The sequence below is a fragment of the Bradyrhizobium sp. HKCCYLS2038 genome (assembly GCF_051167655.1).
Taxonomy (GTDB): Bacteria; Pseudomonadota; Alphaproteobacteria; order Rhizobiales; family Xanthobacteraceae; genus Bradyrhizobium.
Genome location: NZ_JBNPTM010000002.1, coordinates 239,918 through 262,075, shown reverse-complemented (window position 1 = coordinate 262,075; position 22,158 = coordinate 239,918). Strand labels below are relative to the sequence as shown.

The window sequence follows — 22,158 nt, the reverse complement described above, 5'->3', positions numbered from 1 at the left end:
GAAACGCAAAAGCCAGTCGCGGGCGACCGAGGCGGGACGATACGCACAACACATTTCGTCCCGACCCGGATCGCCGCGCGATTGACGCAATACTCTACGCTACGCTTACTAACTCAACGCAACTCAACTCGGTCATTCGCGTGAGCAATCACGCTCACAATCCCACCTACGGGCGATGAAGAAACTGCGACGCAGAACCTCCAGACAGCCCTTCATCGCCCGTAGAACAGGACGCTGGCGATGACGATCATCGACGTCACGGCCAGCATGTGTGCGAGTGCCTCCGATGTTGCCCTCTTAGTGGCTTCCTTCATGCCGTTTCCTCCCTGGACACTGGACACGACTTCCCGTGGCGCAAATACACACGCAACGGTCGGCTGGAATTTCACTCGGAACACCCCGCGTCGACGTCTGCTTCGCGAGTCCCCACTCGGCGTTCATCGACGGTTCAGAAGATCGTCGGGTAATGCGGCGCGAATTGGGCTCCGTTATGGTTGTCCTGCGACCGAGTCCCGGTAACGTTTAGGCGAGCCCGTACAAATACGAGTGAGGACGTGAGGTTTTATTTCCAAATGACGGTCGGATGAGGGGATTAGTCCGCAGCGAGCAGGTTCAATCGCGCATTGGCGATCGTCAGGCGCTCGGCGAGGAGCCGAGCAAGATTGCGCATGATGCGCTCGCCGGCCTGCGGATGCCGGGCGCGGAACCGCTCGAAATCGTCGAGTGTGACCTCGAAGGCGGTGGCCGAGAAGTCGGCGATGACATCGGCGGAGCGCACCGGCTCCAGCAGCGCCATTTCGCCGAAGCACTGACCCGCCGTGAGCGTCGCCAGCCGGATGCCGTCGGGCAGCGTGACGTGCACCACGCCGGAGCGCAGGAAGAACAGCGAATGCGCGGCGTCGCCGGCGCCGATGATGCGCTCGCCCTGCTGATAGTGCCGGATGGTCGCGAGCGCCGCGAGCTCGTGGCGCTCGTCGGCGGAGAGTCCCGCGAGCAGCGGCTGCTCAGCGAGTTCGGTTGTCTCGAGGAAGTCGATCGCACCGCCGTAGCGATAGACGATCTGGTCCTCGGCCCATTCGATCGCGGTGTCGAGCAGATAGAAGTCGCGAACGTTGCGGATGTCGCCGGTGCGCGCGGTGATCTCCTGCCATTCCGGCGACGTCCGGCGGATGCCCGACAGCACCACGGTCACGTGGAAATCCGCCAGCTCGTGGAACAGCTCGGCAAGCAGGCGCAGGCCGGCTTGTGTCATCGCGGTGACGCGGTGCAGGTCGAAGATCACGACTTGCGGACGGGCGTTATTGGCGAGCTGCCGCGAGACGTAGTCGACGTTGGACAAGGACAGCGTCCCCACCAGCTCGAGGACGCGTACGGCATCGGGATGCGCGGTGAGGATGTTGCGTTCCTGCGCGCGCCGGCTGCGGCGCGACGGGCTGGCGCCGATGTCGTAGTCGGCGATGATCGTGGTGCGGGCATCGTCGGAACGGTTCAGCATGTGCAGGCCGTAATGCGCCGACAGCGCCTCGCATACCTTGATACCGCGCACGCTGTTGCCGTGGCCGTCGAGCCGGGGCGAGTAGCTGCCGAGGCCGAGCCGAGCCGGCAGGCTCGCCAGGATGCCGCCGCCGACGCCGCTCTTGGCGGGGATGCCGACGCGGTAGATCCATTCGCCCGCGAAGTCATACATGCCGGAGGACGTCATCACGGACAGCGTTCGCGACACGGCGTAGGGCGTCACGACCTGCTCGCCGGTGACCGGATTGACGCCGCGATTCGCCAATGTCGCGGCCATGATCGCGCAGTCGCGCGCCGTGACCAGCACGGCGCATTGCCGGAAGTAGACGGCGAGCACGTCGTCGACCGGCTCCTTGATCACGCTGGAGGTGCGCAGCATGTAGGCGATGGCGCGGTTGCGGTCGCCGGTCGCGGCTTCCGATGCGAACACCGCATCGTCGACGTCGAGCTTGCGGCCGGCGAAGCGGCCGAGCGCGTCGCGAATGGTCTCGAAGGCGTCGGCGTGCCGGGCCTGCCGGATCAGGCCGCTGCAGGTGATGGCGCCGGCATTGACCATCGCGTTGAACGGATGGTTGTCGGAATTCAGCCGGATCGAGTTGAAGGGATCGCCGGACGGCTCGACGCCGATCACGCGCTCGACCGCGTCGGAGCCGAGGATGTCCAGCGCGAGCGCGAACACGAACGGCTTCGACATCGACTGGATCGTGAACGGCACCTGGCTGTCGCCGACTTCGTAGACATGGCCGTCGAGGGTCGCGAGGCTGATGCCGAAATGCGCCGGATCGGCCTTGCTGAGTTCGGGAATGTAGTTCGCGACCGCGCCGTCATGATCGGGCCAGAAGTCGGCATGGCAGGCCGAGAGAAAGCGCTGCAGCGGCGGCATCGCCGCGGAGGCCCAATGTTGCGGATTGCGGACGGGCCGCTGGTGTTCGGTGGTCATGGCAAGCTCGGCGGGGACTTGGACGGCGTGCTGGTTATGTCGCAGCCGCGGTGGAGCGGCCAGCCCACACTTGGGGCAGCGCTGGTCAAATGTTGCCGCTGCTCAACGCGTGAGCCTCGGCAGCCGCGCTCGCGGTGGCTTGGCACCTTCGATGAGCTTCATGTCTGGCATGCCAGAGCGACTTGCGCTGAGAGGTCGCGTCTTGTGCCAACACGCTGAAGAACGGTGGGTTTTGGAAACGCTCTTGTGTTGTGGGGGCAAAAGCACTGGGCTAGCTTGTTCTGTAAGCGGAATTTAATTCCGCATCATGGAATTGAGTGGAACGCGCATGGGACGACGGTCTGAGCGATTGAGCAGGGTGGGCATGCTGCCGGGAGATCTCGCCGGTGAGGGCGAGGTCATTCAGGTGGTGTCGCGGGCGTTCGACGTGCTTCGTTGTTTCGAGGGGCACGATTCGCGGCTCGGCAATCTGGAAATTTCCAACCGCTGCGGCTTGCCGCGCTCGACGGTGTCGCGGCTCACGCACACGCTGACGCGGATGGGCCAGCTGGTCTATCTGCCGCGCGATCAGAAATATCGCATTGGTCCGAGCGCGGTCGCGATGAGCACGTCGATGACCCGCGGCTTGCAGCTGCGCAATCTGATCCGGCAGCGCCTGCAGGATGTCGCCGAGCAACTGCCGGGCACCGTGGGCTTCGTCATCCCCGATCAGTTTCATCTGGTCTATCTGGAGTTCGGTCGCGCCGCCAATGCGCTCGGCCTGCACGAGACCACCGGCAGCCGCATCTCGATGGCCTCGACGGCCGCAGGTCACGCCTATGTCGCGGCGCTCGAGCCCGAGGTCGGCGATGCGCTGCTCGCCGAGATGGAGCGCGAGATGCCGGACGCAGCGCAGCTGCTGCGGCCTCGACTCGAGCACAACAGGCAGTTCCTCAGGGAGCACGGCTACGTGGTCGCCTGCGGCCTGTGGAGCCCGCATATCAACGGCCTCGCGCTGCCGGTGTGGTCGCCGCAGTACCAGACCAATGTCGTGCTCACGATCGGCCTGCTGTCGGCAATGTACGATGAGCAGCGCCTGCACGACGAGGTGGCGCAGCCGATGCGCGAGCTCGGCCGCAATATCGCAGCGCTGCTGCAGGGCGCTGAAGCCGACGTCTTCAACAGCCGGATGGAGAGAAAGCCCCTTCAGGTGACCACGAAGACCAATCATAAGAACAAGACCATCACCGGGGCAGGGGGAACGAATGAGTTGGCAGCCGGAGCTCGAGGAGCTGGCGCGGCGCGAGGCCTTCGCGCGGGAGATGGGCGGGCCTGACAAGGTCAAGCGTCAGCACGACCAGGGCCGCCTCACGGTCCGCGAGCGCATCGACGGCGTCGTCGATCCCGGCAGCTTCCACGAGATCGGCGCCATCGCCGGTCTCGGCGAGTATGACGAGCAGGGCGAGCTGAAGCATGTGACGCCCGCCAATTGCGTGTTCGGGCGCGGGCGCGTCGACGGCCGCACCGTCGTCGTGGTCGGCGACGATTTCAGCGTGCGCGGCGGCTCCGCCGATGCCTCGATCGCCGCCAAGCCGCTGATGGCCGAGGAGATGGCGCACGACTTCCGTCTGCCCATCATCCGCATCATCGAAGGCTCCGGCGGCGGCGGCTCGGTCAAGACCATCGAGACCAAGGGCGCGGCCAATCTGCCGGGCGGCATCGGCGGCAATCGCTGGTACCGCTACACGACCGAGAACATGTCGCTGGTGCCGGTCGTCGGCCTCGGCCTCGGCTCGGTCGCTGGATTGGGCGCGGCGCGGCTGGCGGCGAGCCACTACTCGGTCATGACCAGGCAGTCGGCGATGTTCGTCGCCGGACCGCCGGTCGTGAAGCGGCTGGGCCAGGACCTGGGCAAGATGGAGCTCGGCGGCGCCGACATCCAGACCAAAGCCGGTGGCGTCGACCATGCGGTCGACACCGAGGCGGAAGCGTTCGCCTGCGCGCGCCGCTTCCTGTCGTATCTGCCGTCATCGGTCTACGACCTGCCGCCGACCTTGCCCTGCACCGACGATCCGCAGCGCACCGACGAGCTGCTGATCAGCGCGGTGCCGCGGGATCGCCGGCGCGTCTACAAGATGCGGCCGATCATCGAGTCCGTGGTCGACAGCGGCTCGTTCTTCGAGGTGGCGCAGAATTACGGTCGTCCGATCATCATCGGGCTGGCGCGGCTCGAAGGCCGCGCTGTCATGATGCTGGCGAGCGATCCCTATCACTTCGGCGGCTCGTGGACGGCGGATGCCTGCCAGAAGGTGATCCGCTGGGTCGATTTCGCCGAGACCTTCCATCTGCCGATCGTCTATCTGATGGATTGCCCCGGCTTCATGGTCGGCCTCGAGGCCGAGAAGGCGGCGACCATTCGGCATGGCGTGCGCGCGATGGCGGCGGTCAATCAGTCCACGGTGCCCTGGTGCACGGTGATCGTGCGCAACAATTTCGGCGTCGCCGGCGTCGTGCATCAGCCGGCCGACCGGTTCTCGATGCGCTACGCCTGGCCGTCGGCGCATTGGGGCTCGCTGCCGCTCGAGGGCGGCATCGAGGCGGCGTATCGTGCCGAGATCGACGCGGCGCCGGATCCGAAGGCCAAGCTGAAGGAGATCGAGGAGCGGCTCAACAAGCTGCGCTCGCCGTTCCGCTCGGCCGAGAAGTTCTGGGTCGAGGAGATCATCGACCCCCGCAAGACGCGCGCGCTGTTGTGCGAGTTCGCGCGTCTCGCCGAGCCGCTGCGGACGCCGGGGCCGCCGACTGCGATGACGACGCGGCCGTGAGGCTACGCCGCGGCAGGCTTGGCCTGCCGCGAGATGGCGATCGCGAGCAGGGCTGCGATGATGCAGAGCGCGCCGGCGATGAAGAACGCCGGCAGATAGCTCTGCAGCAAGGTGCGCGACAGGCCGGCGCCGAATGCGGCGGTGCCGGCGCCGAGCTGATGTCCGGCGAATACCCAGCCGAACACCAGGTTGGCGCGCTCCGCCCCGAACCGCTGCGCCGTCAGCCGCACCGTCGGCGGCACGGTGGCGATCCAGTCGAGGCCGTAGAACATCGCGAACAGCGACAGGCCATAGAACGAGAAGTCGGTGAACGGCAGGAACAACAGCGAGAGACCGCGCAGGCCGTAGTACCAGAACAGCAGCCAGCGATTGTCATAGCGATCCGACAGCCACCCCGACAGGATGGTGCCGACGAAGTCGAACATGCCCATCGCAGCGAGCAGGCTCGCGGCCTGGACCTGCGGGATGCCGAAGTCGAGGCACATCGGGATCAGATGCACCTGCACGAGCCCGTTGGTCGAGGCGCCGCAGATGAAGAACGTCGCGAACAGCATCCAGAACACGGGTGCTTTGGCGGCATCGCGCAGGGTGCCGAGCGCGGCGGCGAGGATCGGCGTGGTGACGGGGGCGGGCGCCGCGATCGGATCGCTGCCCTTGTCGCCGAACGGGCGCAGGCCGAGATCGCTCGGCCGGTCGCGCATCAGCAGCAGAACGGCCGTCGCGGAGACGCCGAGCGCGATGCAGACCAGCGCGAGCGCCGTGCGCCAGCCGAGCCGCTCGGTCAGGCTCGCGAGCAGCGGCAGGAACACCAGCTGCCCCGTCGCAACGCTGGCGGTGAGGATGCCGACGACGAGTCCGCGGCGCGCGACGAACCAGCGGGTGGCGATCGTGGCGCCCAGCACCAGCGCGGTCATGCCGGTGCCGATGCCGATCACGACGCCCCACAGCAGCACGAGGTGCCAGACCTGCGTCATCGCCAGCGACGCCAGCAGCGCCGACACCACGATCAGCTGTGCCAGCAGCGTGATGGTGCGCAGGCCGTAACGGTTGAGCAGGGCAGCCGCGAACGGCGCCATCAGCCCGAACAGGACGAAGCGGATCGACAGCGCGGAGGAGATCTCGGCGGTGCTCCAGCCGAACTCCTGCTGCAGCGGCACGATGAACACGCCGGGCGCGCCGACCGTGCCGGCCGAGACCAGGGCCGTGAAGAAGGTCAGGCCGACCATCACCCAGCCATAATGGATGTTGCGCCTGCCGAGCGCTGCTGCGAGCCAGTTCGAGATCATGAGAGTCCTGGTCCAATCCGAGAATTGGCGCTCATTCTGTCAGAAGGAGCGCGAGACATGAACGACAATGTTCCCTCGTTTCGGGACATCGGGTGCTCGCTAGCGTTCGACCGCAATCGCCGTCGTCTCGACGAGAGGCAGTGGACAGGATCACGACAGGCCGGATGCGGCTACGAGAGGGCATCCTGAGATGCATGATGCTTATCATATAATCATGTCGAGACAAAGAAAACTCCAAGGCTCGCTTGGAAAAGGCGACCATGGGAACTTCGCGACCGTTGGGCCAGTCTCCCGCAGAAAGCCGCAGGAAACTTGGAGAAAGTTGCTACCGCTTCCGGTCGATGAAGTGCTGCATCAGCCGGGTGGGCTCGTCGGTCAGGAAAGATCGTCCGAACGCTCCGATCGAGACATCGATCGACTCCTTCAGCGGCAGCTCCTCCCATTGCCGCAGCAGTGCCTTCTGACTTCGCAGGGCCAGGGGACCGCAGGCCAGCAGCGACGTCACGACCTTCTCGATGGCAACGTCCAGCTCTCCTTCGGATGCCACGGCGTCGACCAGGCCCCAGGCGAGTGCGGTCGGCGCGTCGATCGTCTCTGCCGTCATCAGCAGCCAGCGCGTACGGCCCCAGCCGATCAGCCGCGGCAGGAGGGCCGCATGGATCACCGAGGGGATGCCGACGCGGACCTCGGGCATCCCGAACTTGGCGTCGTGTCCAGCGATACGCACGTCGCAGGCCGCCGCGACCTCGAGGCCGCCGCCCAGGCACCAGCCCGGCATCCGCGCGATCACCGGCGCCGGGAATGTCCGCACGGCGTCGCAGAGTCCCGCCAGCCGGGTAATGAACGCTTCCGCGGAGTCCTGATCGAGCGTCGCCATTTCCTTGATGTCGGCACCGCCGATCATGCTTTTCTCGCTCGCACCCGCCAATACCACCGCGCGAATGCCCTCGTCCGGGGCGAGCGATTGCAGCGCGGCCTGCACGCCAAGCATTGCCGCCGATCCCAGGATGTTGAGCGCTCCGGCGTTGCAGATCGTCAGCCGAACGACGCCGCGCGTGTCGCGATCGATGCCACAATAGGGGTTGAGCATGTCCATGGTCGCCTCGTGCGTGATGGCAATGAGTTCCAGTCGTTGCCGGAATGGTGTCACGGTCTTGATTTAGATCAACTCGAATTCATCAAATAGCTGCAGCGAGCAGGATCTGAAACTGCTATTGTATGACCTCGGACATCCAATGGGACGGCAATGCGCTACTCTCCAGAACACAAGGCGGAAACCCACGCGCGAATCGTGCGCAAGGCGTCGGTGCGGTTGCGCGAGAAGGGCGCTCATGGCGTGGGCGTCGCCGACCTGATGAAGGAGGCCGGGCTGACGCATGGCGGCTTCTATGCGCATTTCGAATCGCGCGAGGCGCTTGTCGTCGAATCGTTCGGCTACGCCATCGATCGGGCGGTCGCGCGTTGGCGCAAGCTGCTGGATGGGCTGCCGCCGCAGAAGCGTCTGGCGGCGATCGTCGACGGCTACCTCTCGCCCGAGCATCGCGACGACGTCGGCCATGGCTGTGCTATTCCGGCCCTCGGAGCCGAGATCGCCCGCGAGAGCGCCAAGACACGCAAGGCCTTCGCGGCGAAGCTGGACGAACTGATCGACCTGTTCGCCGGTTACATCGTCGATGTGCCCGCCAAGACCGCGCGTCGGCGGTCGGCGGCGATGCTGGCGACCCTGACGGGAACGCTAGTCATGGCCCGTGTGACCGGCGGCGGCGAGTTGTCCGACGAGATCCTGAGCTCGGGTCGGGAGGTGGCTCTCGCGATTGCGACGGGCAGCGGGAGCGCCGCCAAGGCGCCCGCCCGGGCGCCTGCGAAAAAGCCGGTGAAGAAGACGGCGGCCGCGAAGCGCTGAGCCGTTGGGTGCAGGGGCGCCGCGTTTGACCGCGGCCGCTGTCATGGCCTTGCCGGGGCAGCGAAGGGGCGGCATTTTCGCAGCGCCGGTCAGCGCTTAGACCCTTCCCAAACGCCGCAAAGACTGCAAGATGCCGGCCAAATCGGCACTGCTACCCTTGCGGAGGATACCCCATGCGTTCAATCGGCCATTTCATTGGTGGCAAAGAGGTCAAGGGCACGTCCGGCCGGACGGCCGATGTCTTCGAGCCGATGACCGGTGACGTTCAGGCCAAGGTCGCGCTAGCCTCCCGCGCCGAGCTCAGGGCCGCCGTCGAGAACGCCAAGGCCGCCCAGCCGGCCTGGGCCGCGACCAATCCACAGCGCCGCGCGCGCGTGATGATGAAGTTTCTGGAACTCGCGCAGCGCGACTATGATCAACTGGCTGAACTCCTGGCGCGCGAGCACGGCAAGACCGTCCCCGACGCGAAGGGCGACATCCAGCGTGGCCTCGAAGTGGTCGAGTTCGCCTGCGGCATTCCGCATCTGATGAAGGGCGAGTACACCGAGGGCGCCGGCCCCGGCATCGACATCTATTCGATGCGCCAGCCGCTCGGTGTCGTTGCCGGCATCACGCCGTTCAATTTCCCGGCGATGATTCCGATGTGGAAATTCGCGCCCGCGATCGCCTGCGGCAATGCCTTCATCCTCAAGCCGTCAGAGCGCGATCCGGGCGTGCCGATGAAGCTCGCCGAGCTGATGATCGAGGCCGGCCTGCCGCCGGGCATCCTCAACGTCGTCAACGGCGACAAGGAAGCCGTCGACGCCATTCTCGAGGATCCGGACATCATGGCGGTCGGCTTCGTCGGCTCCTCGCCGATTGCGCAGTACATCTATGAGCGCGCCGCCGCCCACGGCAAGCGCTGCCAGTGTTTTGGCGGCGCCAAGAACCACGCCATCATCATGCCCGACGCCGATCTCGACCAGGCGGTCGATGCGCTGATCGGAGCCGGCTACGGCTCGGCCGGCGAGCGCTGCATGGCGGTCTCGGTCGCGGTGCCCGTCGGCAAGACCACGGCCGACCGGCTGATGGACAAGCTGATCCCGCGCGTCGAATCGCTGAAGATCGGCACCTCGGTCGACCCGTCGGCGGACTTCGGCCCGCTGGTCACCCGCGAGGCGGTCGAGCGCGTCAAGAACTACGTCGACATCGGCGTCAAGGAAGGCGCAACGCTCGCCGTCGACGGCCGCGGCTTCAAGATGCAGGGCTACGAGAACGGCTTCTACATGGGCGGCTGCCTGTTCGACAACGTCACCAAGGATATGCGGATCTACAAGGAAGAGATCTTTGGCCCGGTGCTCTCGGTCGTGCGCGCCAAGGATTACGCCGAGGCGCTGGCGCTGCCGTCCGAGCATGACTACGGCAACGGCGTCGCGATCTTCACCCGCGACGGCGACGCCGCGCGCGACTTCGCGGCGCGGGTCAATGTCGGCATGGTCGGCATCAACGTGCCGATTCCGGTGCCGATCGCCTACTACACCTTCGGCGGCTGGAAGAAGTCCGGCTTCGGCGATCTCAACCAGCACGGTCCGGACTCGATCCGCTTCTACACCAAGACCAAGACCGTCACGTCGCGTTGGCCGTCGGGTGTCAAGGAAGGCGCGGAGTTCTCGATCCCGCTGATGAAGTGAGTTGGATGGGAGCCCGCGCGGGCTCCCATCGCGTCATTGCGAGCGAAGCGACGCAATCCAGGGCGACACGCGCGACTCTGGATTGCTTCGTCGCTTCGCTCCTCGCAATGACGGAGTGTGAGGCGTCAACGCCGCCGAAACGACAAGCTTTAGGGAAACGCGGAGAACGAATGCAGTTCGCTCTCGATGAGGATCAGATTGCGGTGCGCGAGATGGCGCGCGCGTTCGCGGCCGAGAAGATCGCCCCGTATGCGCTGCGCTGGGACGAGGAGAAGCATTTTCCCGTCGATGTGATGCGCGAGGCCGCAAGCCTCGGCATGGGCGGCATCTACATCCGTGATGATGTCGGCGGCTCGGGTCTCTCCCGGCTCGATGCGGCGCTGATTTTTGAGGCGCTGGCGACGGGATGCCCGACGGTGTCGGCCTTCATCTCGATCCACAACATGGCGTCGTGGATGATCGACACCTTCGGCACTGAGGCGCAGCGGCAGGCTTATCTACCGAAGCTCTGCACGATGGACCTGCTTGCAAGCTACTGCCTGACCGAGCCGGGCGCCGGCTCGGATGCCGCCGCGCTTCGCACCCGCGCGGTGCGCGACGGTGACGACTACGTGCTCAACGGCCAGAAGCAGTTCATCTCCGGCGCGGGCGCGACCGACATCCTCGTCGCCATGGTGCGGACCGGCGCCGACGGTCCCGGCGGCATCTCGACCCTCGTTATCGACGCGAAGACGCCTGGCGTGTCGTTCGGCGCCAATGAGCGCAAGATGGGCTGGAATGCGCAGCCGACCCGCGCGGTGATCTTCGAGAACGCCCGCGTGCCCGTTGCGAACCGGCTGGGTGAGGAGGGCATCGGTTTCAAGATCGCGATGGCCGGGCTCGATGGCGGCCGTCTCAACATCGCGGCGTGCTCGCTCGGCGGCGCGCAGTCGGCGCTCGACAAGACGCTGGCCTACACCAGGGAGCGCAAGGCGTTCGGCAAGCGGCTCGACGAATTCCAGGCGCTGCAATTCCGCGTCGCCGACATGGCGATCGAGCTGGAGGCGGCGCGCTCCTTCCTGTGGCGCGCCGCGGCGGCGCTCGATCGCAAGGATCCGGACGCGACGATGCTGTGTGCGATGGCCAAGCGCTTCGGCACCGATGTCGGCTTCGAGGTCGCCAACCAGGCGCTGCAGCTGCATGGCGGCTACGGATATCTGAGCGAATACGGCATCGAGAAGATCGTGCGCGATCTGCGCGTGCACCAGATTCTCGAAGGCACCAATGAGATCATGCGCCTGATCGTGTCGCGCAAGCTGATCGAGGCGGCGCGATGAGCGAGGTGGTCGAGGGCGACCTGATCGTCCGCCGCGAGGGCTCGGCGGGTATCATCCGGCTCAACCGCCCGAAGGCGATCAATGCGATGACGCTGGAAATGTCGATGGGCATCGACGCGGCGCTCGATCAGTTCGAGGCCGATCCGGCGGTTGCCATCGTGGTGCTGGAAGGCGCAGGCGAGCGCGGGCTGTGCGCAGGCGGCGACATCCGCGGGCTCTATGAGAGCTCGAAGGCGAATGGTGATCTCGGCAAGGTATTCTGGCGCCAGGAATACATCATGAACGCGCGGATCGCTGCGTTCCCTAAGCCCTACGTCGCTTATATGGACGGCCTCGTCATGGGCGGCGGCGTCGGCTTGTCGGCACATGGCCGGCATCGCATCGTGACCGAGAAGACCAGGCTTGCGATGCCCGAGGTCGGCCTCGGCTTCTTTCCCGATGTTGGCGGCACCTGGCTGCTGTCGCGCGCGCCGGGCGAGCTCGGCGCCTATTTCGGCCTGACCGGCCAGACCATGAATGGCCCCGATGCGATCCATGCCAACTTTGCGGATGCGGTTGTGCCGACCGAAAAATGGCCAGGGCTGCGCGAGGTCCTGACCAAGGTTCGGCCGGGGACGCTGTCGATCGAGATCGACCGGCTGATTGCGGGCTTTGCCACTGGCGAGAGCGCCGGCCCGGTCGCCGGGCAGCAGGCGAAGATCGATGCGTGGTTCGCTCACGACAGCATGCACGGCATCTTTGCGGCGCTCGAAGACGATGGTTCCGAGCTGGCGCTGGCGACGCTGAAGGCGCTGAAGGAGAAGTCGCCGCGCGGCATGGTGGTGACCTTGAAGCTGCTGCGGTTGGCACGCGCCGCGGCATCGCTCAAAGACTGCCTGGTGCGCGAGTATCGCGCGGCGCTCGAGGTTTTCCGCAGTGACGATTTTCGCGAGGGCGTGCGCGCCGCGATCATCGACAAGGATCGCAATCCGCGATGGTCGCCCCCTGATGTCGATCAGGTGACACCGGAGATGTTGGCGCCGTATCTCGCCGAGATCGGGGCCGACGAGCTGACATTCCCGCAAACGAGATAACGACGCAGGTCGAGGGAGAGAACGAACCATGGCAACGATCGCATTCATCGGCCTCGGCAACATGGGCGGCCCGATGGCGGCCAATCTGGTCAAGGCCGGCCACAAGGTGGTCGCGTTCGATCTGGTCGAGGCCTCGCGCGCGCAGGCTAAATCCGATGGCGCCGAGGTCGCCGAGAGTGCCGTTGCCGCGGTGAAGGGCGCGGACGCCGTCGTCACGATGCTGCCGGCCGGCAAGCACGTGCTCGCCGTGTGGAACGAGGTCGTGCCTGCGATGGCGAAGGGGGCGCTGATCATCGACTCCTCGACCATCGACGTCGAGAGCGCGCGCGCTGCGCATGCGCTGGCGGCCAAGCACGGCATCGCCGCCGTCGATGCGCCAGTCTCCGGCGGCACCGGCGGCGCCAAGGCGGGCACGCTCACCTTCATGTGCGGCGGCGAGGAGGGCGCGTTCGCCGCGGCCAAGCCGATCCTGGAGAAGATGGGCAGGAAGATCGTCCATTGCGGCGGCGCCGGTGCCGGGCAGGCGGCGAAGATCTGCAACAACATGATCCTGGGCATCTCGATGATCGCCGTCGGCGAAGCGTTCGCGCTGGGCGAAAAGCTCGGCCTGTCGCACCAGGCGCTGTTCGATGTTGCCTCGACCTCGTCGGGACAGTGCTGGTCGCTGACGTCCTATTGTCCGGTGCCCGGGCCGGTGCCGGCCTCGCCCGCCAACAACGACTACAAGCCCGGTTTCGCTACTGCGCTGATGCTGAAGGACCTCACGCTATCGCAGGACGCCGCCAAGGCGGCGGGCGCAGCCACGCCGCTCGGTCAGCACGCGCAGGAGATCTATAAGGCGTTCGAGGCCGCCGGCCACGGTGGCGTCGATTTCTCAGGCATCATTCAGCACGTCCGCAAGCTCGCCGGGACCACCTGATGACGACATTCAAGGACGCACGCGCGTTTCTGCTGGCGCATCGCACCGACTACGATGCCGCCGTGAAGGGCTTCCGTTGGCCCGATCCGGTACCGTTCAACTGGGCGCTCGACTGGTTCGATGCCGAACTCGCGTCCGATCCTGAGAGCCGCGAGCGAACGGCGCTGTGGATCTTCGATGCCGCGCAGGACCGCCAGACCAAGCTGTCCTTCGTCGCGCTGTCGCGTCGTTCCAACCAGGTTGCCAACTTCCTGCGCGCGCAGGGGCTGAAGCGCGGCGATCATCTGCTGCTGCTGTTGGGCAATGTCGTGCCGCTGTGGGAGACGATGCTGGCGGCAATGAAGCTGGGCGTGGTGGTGATCCCAGCGACGACGTTGCTGACGACCGATGAGCTGCGCGACCGCCTGGAGCGCGGCCGCGCCAAGGCTGTGGTCGCGGCGCAGGATCAGGTGACGAAGTTCGCTGCGCTCGGCGCCGACGATCTCGTCCGCATCGTGGTCGGCGCACCGGCTGCGCCTGCCGGCTGGCGGGCATTCGAGCAGGCGGCCGACGCCGCCGAGGCGTTCACGCCCGACGGTCCGACGCAGCCCAACGATCCGATGCTGCTGTATTTCACCTCGGGCACCACGGCCAAGCCGAAGCTGGTGCGGCACAGCCACCGCAGCTATCCGGTCGGGCATCTGTCGACGATGTACTGGCTCGGCCTGCAGCCGGGCGACGTCCATCTCAACATCTCCTCGCCGGGCTGGGCCAAGCATGCCTGGAGCTGCTTCTTCTCGCCGTGGAATGCTGGCGCCACGGTGTTCGTGGTCAACCAGCCGCGTTTCGACGCCAAGGGGCTGCTCGCGATCATCAAGCGTTGTGCGGTGACGACATTGTGCGCGCCACCGACGGTGTGGCGGCTGTTCATCCAGGAGCATCTCGCCGACTTCAAGGTGTTCTTGCGCGAAGCCTGTGGCGCCGGCGAGCCGCTCAACCCGGAGGTGATCGACCAGGTGCGCGCCGCCTGGGGGCTGACGATCCGCGACGGCTACGGCCAGACCGAAACCGCCGCCATCGTCGGCAATTCGCCGGGCCAGACGCTGAAGATCGGCTCCATGGGACGGCCGCTGCCGGGCTATCGCGTCGAGGTCACCGACATCGATGGCAATCCCGCCAGTGAAGGCGAGATCACGCTGTCGCTGTCAGGTGAGCGTCCCGCTGGGCTGATGCAGGGCTATCAGGGCGACGACGGCAAGCTCACAGGCGCCGACGGCCCGCGCTATCGCACCGGCGACGTCGTGTTCCAGGACGAGCAGGGCTATCTCACCTTCGTCGGCCGCTCCGACGACGTGTTCAAATCGTCCGACTACCGCATCTCGCCGTTCGAGCTGGAGAGCGTGCTGCTGGAGCACGAGGCGGTCGCCGAAGCCGCCGTCGTGCCGAGCCCGGATCCCATCCGGCTGGCGATTCCCAAGGCCTACGTGCTGCTGACCGCGGGCGCCGAGCGCTCGCGCGCGACGGCGCTGTCGATCTTCGAGCATCTTCAAGCGCGGCTGGCGCCGTTCAAGCGCATCCGCCGGCTCGAGCTCGTCAGCGAGCTGCCGAAGACGATCTCCGGCAAGATTCGCCGCGTGCAACTGCGCCGGCTGGAGCACGAGGACAACCGCACGGATCACCTGCGCGGTACCGAATTCAAGGAAGAGGATTTCCCGGAGCTGAAGACGCGGCCGTCCGGGCACGAGGTTTAGGAACGCATGAACAAGATCTGGAAGAAGCCGCCGATTTCGCTTGCAGCCTATCAGGCCATGGTCGGCCAGGAGATCGGCGTGTCGTCATGGCACGTGCTCGATCAGCAGCGCATCGACACCTATGCCGACGTGATCGAGGATCATCAGTTCATCCATGTCGATCCCGAGCAGGCCAAGGCGACGCCGTTCGGCACGACCATCGCGCACGGCTTTCTCACGATGTCACTGCTGTCGGTGATGTCCTACGAGGTCATGCCGGCGATCGAGGGCACGGCGATGGGTGTCAACTATGGCTTCGACAAGCTGCGCTTCATCTCTCCGGTGAAATCGGGCAAGCGCGTGCGCGGCCGCTTCGTGCTCGCCGAAGCCACTTTGCGCAAGCCGAAAGAGTTGCAGTCGCGCACCAATGTCACGGTCGAGATCGAGGGCGAGGACAAGCCCGCTTTGGTCGCCGACTGGATCGGATTGATCTATCTCAGCTAACAATCTTCGTCATAACCCACCCTCGTCATCGCCGGGCTTGACCCGGCGATCCATCAAGACCGAGAGCCTCTCGAAGTGGATGGATGCCCCGGTCAAGCCCGGGCATGACGAGCTGAAACCGTAGGGCAGAACATCATGGCAATCAGATTCGACGGACGCGTCGCCATCGTCACCGGCGCAGGCAATGGTCTCGGGCGCGCGCATGCGCTGGGGCTGGCGAGCCGCGGCGCCAAGGTCGTGGTCAATGATTTCGGCGGCGCGCGCGATGGCACCGGCGGCTCGATGACGGCAGCTGAGACGGTGGTCGAGGAGATCCGCAAGGCGGGCGGGACCGCAATGGCCGACGGCGCCGACGTCTCGAATTTCGAGCAGGTCACCGCGATGGTCGAGCGCGCCACCAAGGAGTGGGGCAGCGTCGACATCATGTGCGCCAATGCCGGCATCCTCAGAGACAAGTCGTTCGCAAAGATGGAGGTGGCCGATTTCGCCAAGGTGCTGGACGTGCACCTGGTCGGCAGCTTCTACTGCTGCAAGGCGGTGTGGAACGGCATGCGCGAGCGCAATTACGGCCGCATCGTCCTGACGACGTCGTCGTCTGGCCTGTTCGGCAATTTCGGCCAGGCCAACTATGGCGCGGCGAAGACCGGCATGGTCGGCCTGATGAACGTGCTGGCGGAGGAGGGGCGCAAGACCAACATCCGCGTCAACATCATCTCGCCGACCGCGGCCACCCGCATGACCGAGGAGCTGCTGCCGCCGCAGGCGCTGCAGCTGATGAAGCCGGAATCGATCACGCCGGCGGTGGAGTACCTGCTGAGTGAGGATGCGCCGACCCGCACAATCATGGGCGCCGGCGCCGGCTCGTTCGCGGTGATCAGGATCCTGGAGAGCGAGGGCATCAACCTGCCGCAGGAGGAGTGGACGCCGGACGCCGTCGCGGCACATTTCGCCGAGATCAGCGACATGTCGAAGGCGCGGGCGCTGCAGGGCGCGTTCGAGCAGACGCAGAAATACGTGTCGCAGGCCGCGGCGCGGCTGGGGATCAAGCTGTAAGGCACGAAGCCCGCTCCACACTCGCCGTCATGGCCGGGCTTGACCCGGCCATCCAGGTCTTTGGCACCGCCCGGGTGGACAGGCGTGGATGCCCGGGTCAAGCCCGGGCATGACGACATTTGGCTTGGTAAGCCGCGTGGCTTAAATTGGCGACATGTCTTCTTCAAAGCACATCGCGGTCATCGGGGCCGGACCGGCCGGGCTGATGGCCGCCGAGGTGCTGGCCGCGGGCGGAGCCGCGGTCACAGTCTATGATGCGATGCCGTCGGTGGCGCGCAAGTTCCTGATGGCTGGACGGGGCGGCCTCAATCTCACGCATAGTGAAGAGCTTGCTGCATTTCTGACGCGCTATCGCGATGCTGCGGACTGGCTGGCGCCGTCGATTCAGGCCTTCTCGCCGCAACAACTGCGCGACTGGTGCGAGGCGCTGGGGCAGCCGACCTTTGTCGGCTCCTCCGGTCGCGTGTTTCCGGTCGCGATGAAGGCCTCGCCGTTGCTGCGCGCCTGGCTGCGCCGGCTCGCTGCGCAGGGCGTACGCTTCGAGCTGCGGCATCGCTGGAGTGGCTGGGACGATCAGGGACGTCTCAACTTTGACACGCTAGGCGGTCCGCGCACCGTCGCAGCCGATGCGGCGGTCCTCGCGCTCGGCGGCGCCTCTTGGCCGCGGCTCGGCTCGGATGGCGGCTGGGTGCCGATCCTCACGGCAAAGGGCGTCGCGATCGCGCCGCTGCGCCCCGCCAATTGCGGCTTCAAGGTCTCCTGGTCCGACATCTTCCGCGACCGCTTCGAGGGCCAGCCGCTGAAAGGCATCGCGCTGTCCTTCGGCGACCGCAGCGTGCGCGGCGAGGCGGTCGTCACGCGCGACGGTATCGAGGGCGGCGCGGTCTATGCGCTGTCGGCCGAATTGCGCGAGGCGATCGCACTGCATGGCGAGGCGGTCCTGCACATCGCGTTGCGGCCTGATGTCGAGACCGCTGATCTGATCAAGAAGCTATCAGTTCCGCGCGGCAAGCAGTCGTTCTCGAACGTGCTGCGCAAGGCGTTGCAATTGTCCCCGGTCGCGATTGGGCTTTTGCAGGAGGTGGCGAAGACCCAAGGCCTGTCGCTGTCGTCGCTGTCGCCGGATCGGCTTGCGGCGCTGATCAACGCCGTCCCAATCAGACTGACGGGGACGGCCGGGCTCGCCCGCGCCATCTCCAGCGCTGGCGGCATCGCGCAAAGCGAGCTCGACGAGAACTACATGTTGCAACGGCTGCCCGGCGTGTTCGCCGCGGGAGAAATGCTGGACTGGGAAGCGCCGACCGGCGGCTATCTGCTGCAGGCGTCGTTCGCGACCGGCGTGGCAGCGGGGAAGGGGGCGCTGAGATGGCTGAACACCATCAGTTGAGCGTATAGCTTCCCGAGCCCTGGTACTTGCTCACAGATGATCAACTTCGCGCGGCATTGGAAGCCGAGCTCGCGCGCGAGCTTTCTCCGCAGCATGTGCTCGCAAAGCTATCGGTCCGGATCATCGCCAAGCGTGACGATTGCGACGATGTGCTCGGCTTGTTGAATGACGGGCGCGTCGCCCACATCCATCTGACTTGGACCGGACGTCGCGAGGACGGTCCGCGCTGGCCGGAAACCACAACCTACAACTCGATGGAAGAGTGGCGGCTCGCCTCGTAGCGGATCGGTAGGGTGGGCAAAGCAGCCGCCCGCAGGGCGGCAGCGTGCCCACCATCCGCTCTTGCGTCGACCGCGGTGGGCACCATGCGACGCGGCGTTGCCGCGTGCGCGTCTTTGCCCACCCTACTTCTTTGTCGTCATTGCGAGCGGACGCCACTCGCCAACTCCCTACCGCAGCTTGCCGCGCGCCGCGACCGGCAGCGTGCCGAGAATTTCATCTCCGCGCACCATCACCACCTCGTCCATCATGTTGACGACGACGCAGACGTGGTTGGGGACGATGCGGACGACGTCGCCGACATTGGGGCGGGTGTTGCTGCGGGAGAGGTCGAGGAAGCCGTGCTCCTCGGCGAAGCGGGCGATCTTCGCCTCCGGATGCTCCAGGATCAGGCCGTGGCCGTCGAGGCCGCCGGTGTCGGTGGTCAGCGTCTTGGAGCCGGCATCGAGGATGCCGCGCTCGGGGGCGGCGCGGCTGACGACGGTCGAGTAGATATGCAGCGCGCAATCGTCCCAGGTGGCGACGCCGGCGGCGACCTGCATGCGGTCGTTGTAGATATAGGTGCCGGGGCGGTGCTCGGTGGCGCCCTTGAGCTTGCCGAGGTTCTTCAGGTTCGGCGAGCCGCCGGTCGAGACGATGGCCGCCTCCAGCCCCTCGGCGCGGACGCCGGCCAGCGCCTCGTCGTAGAAGCGCTGCGCATCGTCCCAGCCGGACTCGGTCGGGTACAGCATGAAGCCGGCGAAGCGCAGGCCTTCGCTGGCCTTGATCTGGCGCGCGAGCTGGATCGCCTCGGCCGGCGTCTCGACGCCGGCGCGCTTGCGGCCGGTGTCGCATTCGACCACGACGGAGAGCGTGCGGCCCGACTGCTTCGCGGCCTGCGGCAGGCCGGCAATGACGGTTGCGTTGTCGGCGGCGACGGTCATGTCGGCCTTGGCCTGTAGTGCGGCGAGGCGCGCCATCTTCTCCTCGCCGATCAGATTGTAGCTGATCAGGATATTGCTGATGCCGGCATCCGCCATGATCTCGGCCTCGCCGATCTTCTGGCAGGTGATGCCCTGCGCGCCGGCCTCGATCTGCAGCTTGGCCAGCACCGGGCTCTTGTGCGTCTTGATGTGCGGCCGGTTGGCGACGCCGGCAGCGGCGCATTGCGCCTGGATCCGCGCGATGTTGCGCTCGACCTTGTCCATGTCGATGACGGCGCAGGGCGTGCCGTACTCCCGGGCGATCTTGGCAGCGAGCGGCGTGGTCATGTCATTTGCTCCATCATCAACGGTGTCACCGTGTGCCATCGAACGTAGGATGGGCAAAGCGAAGCGTGCCCACCATCTTCTGTTGCGTAAGGTTGCGGGGGGCACGGCGCTGGCGCGCCTTTGCCCACCCTACGGCACCGTCATCCGCCCTCGATCTCCTCGCGCAGGACTTCGAGCTCCAGCCAGCGATCCTCGGCTGCGGTCAGTTCGGCCTGTGCTGTGGCGATCGCGAGGGAGGCGGCGTCGAACTTTTTGCGGTCCTTTGAATACAGCGCGGGGTCGGCGAGTACGGCCTGCTGCTTGGCGATCTCTCCTTGCAGCTTGGCGATCGTCTTCGGCAACGTCTCCAGCGCATGCTTCTCGTTGAAGGACAGCTTGCGCTTCGGCGCGCTCGTCGTCGCTGCCGCGGCCGGCTTTGCTTCCTTCTTTTCTTCAGCCGCCTTTGCGTGCTCGCGCTTCAAATCGGCGCCGCGCTGCACCAGCATGTCGCTGTAGCCGCCGGCATATTCCTGCCACTTGCCGTTGCCTTCGGGCACGATCACCGAGGTGACGACGCGGTCGAGGAAGTCGCGGTCGTGGCTGATCAGGATCACCGTGCCCTCGTAGTCGCCGAGCATGTCCTCGAGCACGTCAAGCGTTTCCAGGTCGAGATCGTTGGTCGGCTCGTCCAGCACCAGGAGGTTCGACGGCTTGGCCAGCGCGCGCGCCAGCATCAGCCGGCCGCGTTCGCCGCCGGAGAGCACTTCCAGCGGCGTGCGCATCTGCTCGCGCGAGAACAGAAAATCCTCCATGTAGCCAACGACGTGCTTCGGCTTGCCGGCCACCATGACGTGGTCGCCGCGGCCGCCCGTCAGGGCCTCAGCGAGAGTCGTTCTGGGATCGAGGCTCTCGCGATGCTGGTCGAGCGTCGCTGTCTCCAGATTGACGCCGAGCCGGATGCTACCGCTGTCCGGCTCGCTGCCGCCGGTGAGCAGATTAACCAGCGTGGTCTTGCCGGCGCCGTTCGGGCCGACGATGCCGATGCGGTCGCCGCGCTGGATGCGGATGGAGAAATTGTCGACGATCTTGCGATCGCCATAACTCTTCGACGCGCCCTTGGCCTCGATCACCAGCTTGCCGGACTTGTCGGCCTCGGCCGCAGCCAAATTGGCGCTGCCGGCGGTGCCGCGATAGTCGCGGCGCTGCTGGCGCAGCGCATGCAGATTGGCGAGCCGCTTGACGTTGCGCTTGCGCCGACCGGACACGCCGTAGCGCAGCCAGTGCTCCTCGTTGACGATCTTGCGGTCGAGCTTGTGCTGCTCGCGCTCCTCCTCCGCCAGCACTTCGTCGCGCCACGCCTCGAAGCCGGCGAAGCCGCGGTCGATCTGCTTGATCTGGCCGCGGTCGAGCCAGGCAGTGGCGCGCGAGAGATTGGTGAGGAAACGGCGATCATGGCTGATCAGCACCAGCGCGCAGCGGCGGCCGTCGAGCTCGTTCTCCAGCCATTCGATGGTGGTGAGATCGAGATGGTTGGTCGGCTCGTCCAGCAGCAGGATGTCCGGATTTGGCGCGAGCACGCGCGCCAGCGCCGCACGGCGTGCCTCACCGCCCGAGACGTGCGCAGGATCCTCCTCGCCGGTCAGCCCAAGCTGCTCGACGAGATAGCGTGCCTGGTAGTGATCGTCGCCCGGCCCGAGCCCGGCCTCGACGTAGGACAGCGTGGTCGCATGGCCCGAAAAATCCGGTTCCTGCGGCAGATAGCGCACGGTGGCGCCGGGCTGCACGAAGCGCGTGCCGCTGTCGCACTCGACCAGGCCCGCGGCGATCTTCAAGAGCGTCGACTTGCCGGAGCCGTTGCGGCCGATCAGGCAGACGCGCTCGCCGGGCGAGACCGACAGCTCGACGCCCGAGAGCAGGGCGGTACCGCCGAAGGTCAGGCGGATGTCTTTGAGTTGAATGAGGGGCGGCGCCATGTTGCTAGCTCTGTTGCTGGACCCGCGCCGCGCGCTGGCGCTGCAGGCGGCGGATCGCCGTATCGAGGGCGGAAAGAAAGGTGGAGCGGTCGCGCGGCGTGAACGAGCGCGGGCCGCCGGTGACCTCGCCGGACGAGCGCAGGTCGGTCATCAAATTGCGCACGGCCAAGGTCATACCGATGGATTCCTCGGTGAACGGCTTGCCGTTCGGCGCGAGGACCGCGCTGCCGGCCTTGACGCAGCGGCTCGCCAGCGGAATGTCCGCGGTGATGACGACGTCGTCCGGGCCGGTTCGCTCCGCGATCCAGTCGTCGGCCGCGTCCATGCCGCTGCCGGCCGCGATGCGCGTGATCAGGGGATCATCGGGCACGCGGATGAAGCCGCCGGCCACCACGATCACCGGCAGGCTGTGGCGGATCGCGACGCGATAGATCTCGTCCTTCACCGGGCAAGCGTCGGCGTCGACAAAGATGCGGAAAGGGGCGGTTTCGGTCGTCATCGGGCCTTCTGTCGGAATGGCCGGTTGGTACCCCATCGAGCCGGGAATTGCGAGCCAAACGCTGTGCTTGCCAGGGCCTTTCCGGCCGCTACCATCGCC

General features: G+C 66.3%; 17 protein-coding genes and 1 pseudogene. 12 read left to right on the top strand and 6 right to left on the bottom strand.

Going from position 1 to position 22,158, the window contains the following annotated elements:
* Nucleotides 1-592 precede the first annotated feature (592 nt).
* Entirely contained in the window at nucleotides 593-2,455 is a 1,863-nt protein-coding gene (glsA, locus tag ACQR1I_RS10260) for a glutaminase A (protein ID WP_434864496.1), read from the bottom strand.
* A 328-nt stretch (nucleotides 2,456-2,783) separates the two neighbouring features.
* Here glsA and ACQR1I_RS10255 point away from each other — a divergent pair, with 328 nt between their 5' ends.
* Both ACQR1I_RS10255 and ACQR1I_RS10250 read left to right on the top strand, forming a co-directional pair.
* Nucleotides 2,784-3,770 (top strand): IclR family transcriptional regulator, encoded by a 987-nt coding sequence (locus ACQR1I_RS10255; RefSeq protein WP_434864495.1) that lies wholly within the window; start codon nucleotides 2,784-2,786, stop codon nucleotides 3,768-3,770.
* Nucleotides 3,700-5,259 (top strand): acyl-CoA carboxylase subunit beta, encoded by a 1,560-nt coding sequence (locus tag ACQR1I_RS10250; protein WP_434864494.1) that lies wholly within the window; start codon nucleotides 3,700-3,702, stop codon nucleotides 5,257-5,259. The genes ACQR1I_RS10255 and ACQR1I_RS10250 overlap by 71 nt, the downstream gene beginning before the upstream one ends.
* A 2-nt stretch (nucleotides 5,260-5,261) precedes the next feature.
* Here the strand turns inward: ACQR1I_RS10250 and ACQR1I_RS10245 are convergent, their stop codons facing one another.
* A complete protein-coding gene (locus ACQR1I_RS10245; protein ID WP_434864493.1) occupies nucleotides 5,262-6,545 on the bottom strand; it encodes an MFS transporter in 1,284 nt (427 codons plus the stop codon).
* 325 nt (nucleotides 6,546-6,870) lie between these two features.
* Complete coding sequence (locus ACQR1I_RS10240) at nucleotides 6,871-7,641, bottom strand: enoyl-CoA hydratase (protein ID WP_434864492.1); 771 nt, start codon at nucleotides 7,639-7,641, stop codon at nucleotides 6,871-6,873.
* Between the two features lie 150 nt (nucleotides 7,642-7,791).
* Here ACQR1I_RS10240 and ACQR1I_RS10235 point away from each other — a divergent pair, with 150 nt between their 5' ends.
* From ACQR1I_RS10235 to ACQR1I_RS10190, 10 genes and pseudogenes are all read left to right on the top strand, one after another.
* On the top strand, nucleotides 7,792-8,448 hold the full coding sequence (locus ACQR1I_RS10235; protein WP_434864491.1) for a TetR/AcrR family transcriptional regulator: 657 nt from the start codon (nucleotides 7,792-7,794) through the stop codon (nucleotides 8,446-8,448).
* A gap of 173 nt (nucleotides 8,449-8,621) precedes the next feature.
* Entirely contained in the window at nucleotides 8,622-10,118 is a 1,497-nt protein-coding gene (locus ACQR1I_RS10230) for a CoA-acylating methylmalonate-semialdehyde dehydrogenase (protein ID WP_434864490.1), read from the top strand.
* A gap of 170 nt (nucleotides 10,119-10,288) precedes the next feature.
* Nucleotides 10,289-11,434: an isobutyryl-CoA dehydrogenase gene (locus tag ACQR1I_RS10225; RefSeq protein ID WP_434865115.1), complete on the top strand. Its 1,146-nt coding sequence runs from the start codon at nucleotides 10,289-10,291 to the stop codon at nucleotides 11,432-11,434.
* Nucleotides 11,431-12,507, top strand: a complete 1,077-nt coding sequence (locus ACQR1I_RS10220; protein ID WP_434864489.1) for an enoyl-CoA hydratase/isomerase family protein — start codon at nucleotides 11,431-11,433, stop codon at nucleotides 12,505-12,507. The genes ACQR1I_RS10225 and ACQR1I_RS10220 overlap by 4 nt, the downstream gene beginning before the upstream one ends.
* A gap of 13 nt (nucleotides 12,508-12,520) precedes the next feature.
* Nucleotides 12,521-13,426: pseudogene (gene mmsB / locus ACQR1I_RS10215) on the top strand (3-hydroxyisobutyrate dehydrogenase); the annotation flags it as partial.
* Nucleotides 13,426-15,156, top strand: coding sequence for an AMP-binding protein (locus ACQR1I_RS10210; protein ID WP_434864488.1), 1,731 nt, complete (start codon nucleotides 13,426-13,428; stop codon nucleotides 15,154-15,156). The pseudogene mmsB and the gene ACQR1I_RS10210, both read left to right, overlap by 1 nt.
* Before the next feature lie 6 nt (nucleotides 15,157-15,162).
* On the top strand, nucleotides 15,163-15,639 hold the full coding sequence (locus ACQR1I_RS10205; RefSeq protein WP_434864487.1) for a MaoC family dehydratase: 477 nt from the start codon (nucleotides 15,163-15,165) through the stop codon (nucleotides 15,637-15,639).
* 135 nt (nucleotides 15,640-15,774) lie between these two features.
* Nucleotides 15,775-16,692, top strand: a complete 918-nt coding sequence (locus ACQR1I_RS10200; protein ID WP_434864486.1) for an SDR family NAD(P)-dependent oxidoreductase — start codon at nucleotides 15,775-15,777, stop codon at nucleotides 16,690-16,692.
* A 154-nt stretch (nucleotides 16,693-16,846) separates the two neighbouring features.
* On the top strand, nucleotides 16,847-18,079 hold the full coding sequence (locus ACQR1I_RS10195) for a TIGR03862 family flavoprotein (RefSeq protein WP_434864485.1): 1,233 nt from the start codon (nucleotides 16,847-16,849) through the stop codon (nucleotides 18,077-18,079).
* Nucleotides 18,080-18,135: 56 nt separating this feature from the next.
* Nucleotides 18,136-18,360 carry a hypothetical protein gene (locus ACQR1I_RS10190; protein WP_434864484.1) on the top strand — a complete coding sequence of 75 codons (225 nt, stop codon included), beginning with the start codon at nucleotides 18,136-18,138 and terminating at the stop codon, nucleotides 18,358-18,360.
* Nucleotides 18,361-18,528: 168 nt separating this feature from the next.
* Here ACQR1I_RS10190 and ACQR1I_RS10185 read toward each other — a convergent pair whose 3' ends face one another.
* The 3 genes from ACQR1I_RS10185 to ACQR1I_RS10175 form a co-directional block, all read right to left on the bottom strand.
* Entirely contained in the window at nucleotides 18,529-19,608 is a 1,080-nt protein-coding gene (locus ACQR1I_RS10185; protein WP_434864483.1) for a D-TA family PLP-dependent enzyme, read from the bottom strand.
* Between the two features lie 140 nt (nucleotides 19,609-19,748).
* The gene (locus tag ACQR1I_RS10180) at nucleotides 19,749-21,560 is read right to left on the bottom strand and encodes an ABC-F family ATP-binding cassette domain-containing protein (RefSeq protein WP_434864482.1); all 1,812 of its coding nucleotides are present in this window, start codon (nucleotides 21,558-21,560) and stop codon (nucleotides 19,749-19,751) included.
* 4 nt (nucleotides 21,561-21,564) lie between these two features.
* Nucleotides 21,565-22,059: a YaiI/YqxD family protein gene (locus tag ACQR1I_RS10175; protein ID WP_434864481.1), complete on the bottom strand. Its 495-nt coding sequence runs from the start codon at nucleotides 22,057-22,059 to the stop codon at nucleotides 21,565-21,567.
* Nucleotides 22,060-22,158 lie beyond the last annotated feature (99 nt).

Excerpts from the sequence above, each read along its gene's own strand:
- glsA (WP_434864496.1), bottom strand. The coding sequence starts at position 2,455 with ATGACCACCGAACACCAGCGGCCCGTCCGCAATCCGCAACATTGGGCC.
- ACQR1I_RS10255 (WP_434864495.1), top strand. The coding sequence starts at position 2,784 with ATGGGACGACGGTCTGAGCGATTGAGCAGGGTGGGCATGCTGCCGGGA.
- ACQR1I_RS10250 (WP_434864494.1), top strand. The coding sequence starts at position 3,700 with ATGAGTTGGCAGCCGGAGCTCGAGGAGCTGGCGCGGCGCGAGGCCTTC.
- ACQR1I_RS10245 (WP_434864493.1), bottom strand. The coding sequence starts at position 6,545 with ATGATCTCGAACTGGCTCGCAGCAGCGCTCGGCAGGCGCAACATCCAT.
- ACQR1I_RS10240 (WP_434864492.1), bottom strand. The coding sequence starts at position 7,641 with ATGGACATGCTCAACCCCTATTGTGGCATCGATCGCGACACGCGCGGC.
- ACQR1I_RS10235 (WP_434864491.1), top strand. The coding sequence starts at position 7,792 with ATGCGCTACTCTCCAGAACACAAGGCGGAAACCCACGCGCGAATCGTG.
- ACQR1I_RS10230 (WP_434864490.1), top strand. The coding sequence starts at position 8,622 with ATGCGTTCAATCGGCCATTTCATTGGTGGCAAAGAGGTCAAGGGCACG.
- ACQR1I_RS10225 (WP_434865115.1), top strand. The coding sequence starts at position 10,289 with ATGCAGTTCGCTCTCGATGAGGATCAGATTGCGGTGCGCGAGATGGCG.
- ACQR1I_RS10220 (WP_434864489.1), top strand. The coding sequence starts at position 11,431 with ATGAGCGAGGTGGTCGAGGGCGACCTGATCGTCCGCCGCGAGGGCTCG.
- ACQR1I_RS10210 (WP_434864488.1), top strand. The coding sequence starts at position 13,426 with ATGACGACATTCAAGGACGCACGCGCGTTTCTGCTGGCGCATCGCACC.
- ACQR1I_RS10205 (WP_434864487.1), top strand. The coding sequence starts at position 15,163 with ATGAACAAGATCTGGAAGAAGCCGCCGATTTCGCTTGCAGCCTATCAG.
- ACQR1I_RS10200 (WP_434864486.1), top strand. The coding sequence starts at position 15,775 with ATGGCAATCAGATTCGACGGACGCGTCGCCATCGTCACCGGCGCAGGC.
- ACQR1I_RS10195 (WP_434864485.1), top strand. The coding sequence starts at position 16,847 with ATGTCTTCTTCAAAGCACATCGCGGTCATCGGGGCCGGACCGGCCGGG.
- ACQR1I_RS10185 (WP_434864483.1), bottom strand. The coding sequence starts at position 19,608 with ATGACCACGCCGCTCGCTGCCAAGATCGCCCGGGAGTACGGCACGCCC.
- ACQR1I_RS10180 (WP_434864482.1), bottom strand. The coding sequence starts at position 21,560 with ATGGCGCCGCCCCTCATTCAACTCAAAGACATCCGCCTGACCTTCGGC.
- ACQR1I_RS10175 (WP_434864481.1), bottom strand. The coding sequence starts at position 22,059 with ATGACGACCGAAACCGCCCCTTTCCGCATCTTTGTCGACGCCGACGCT.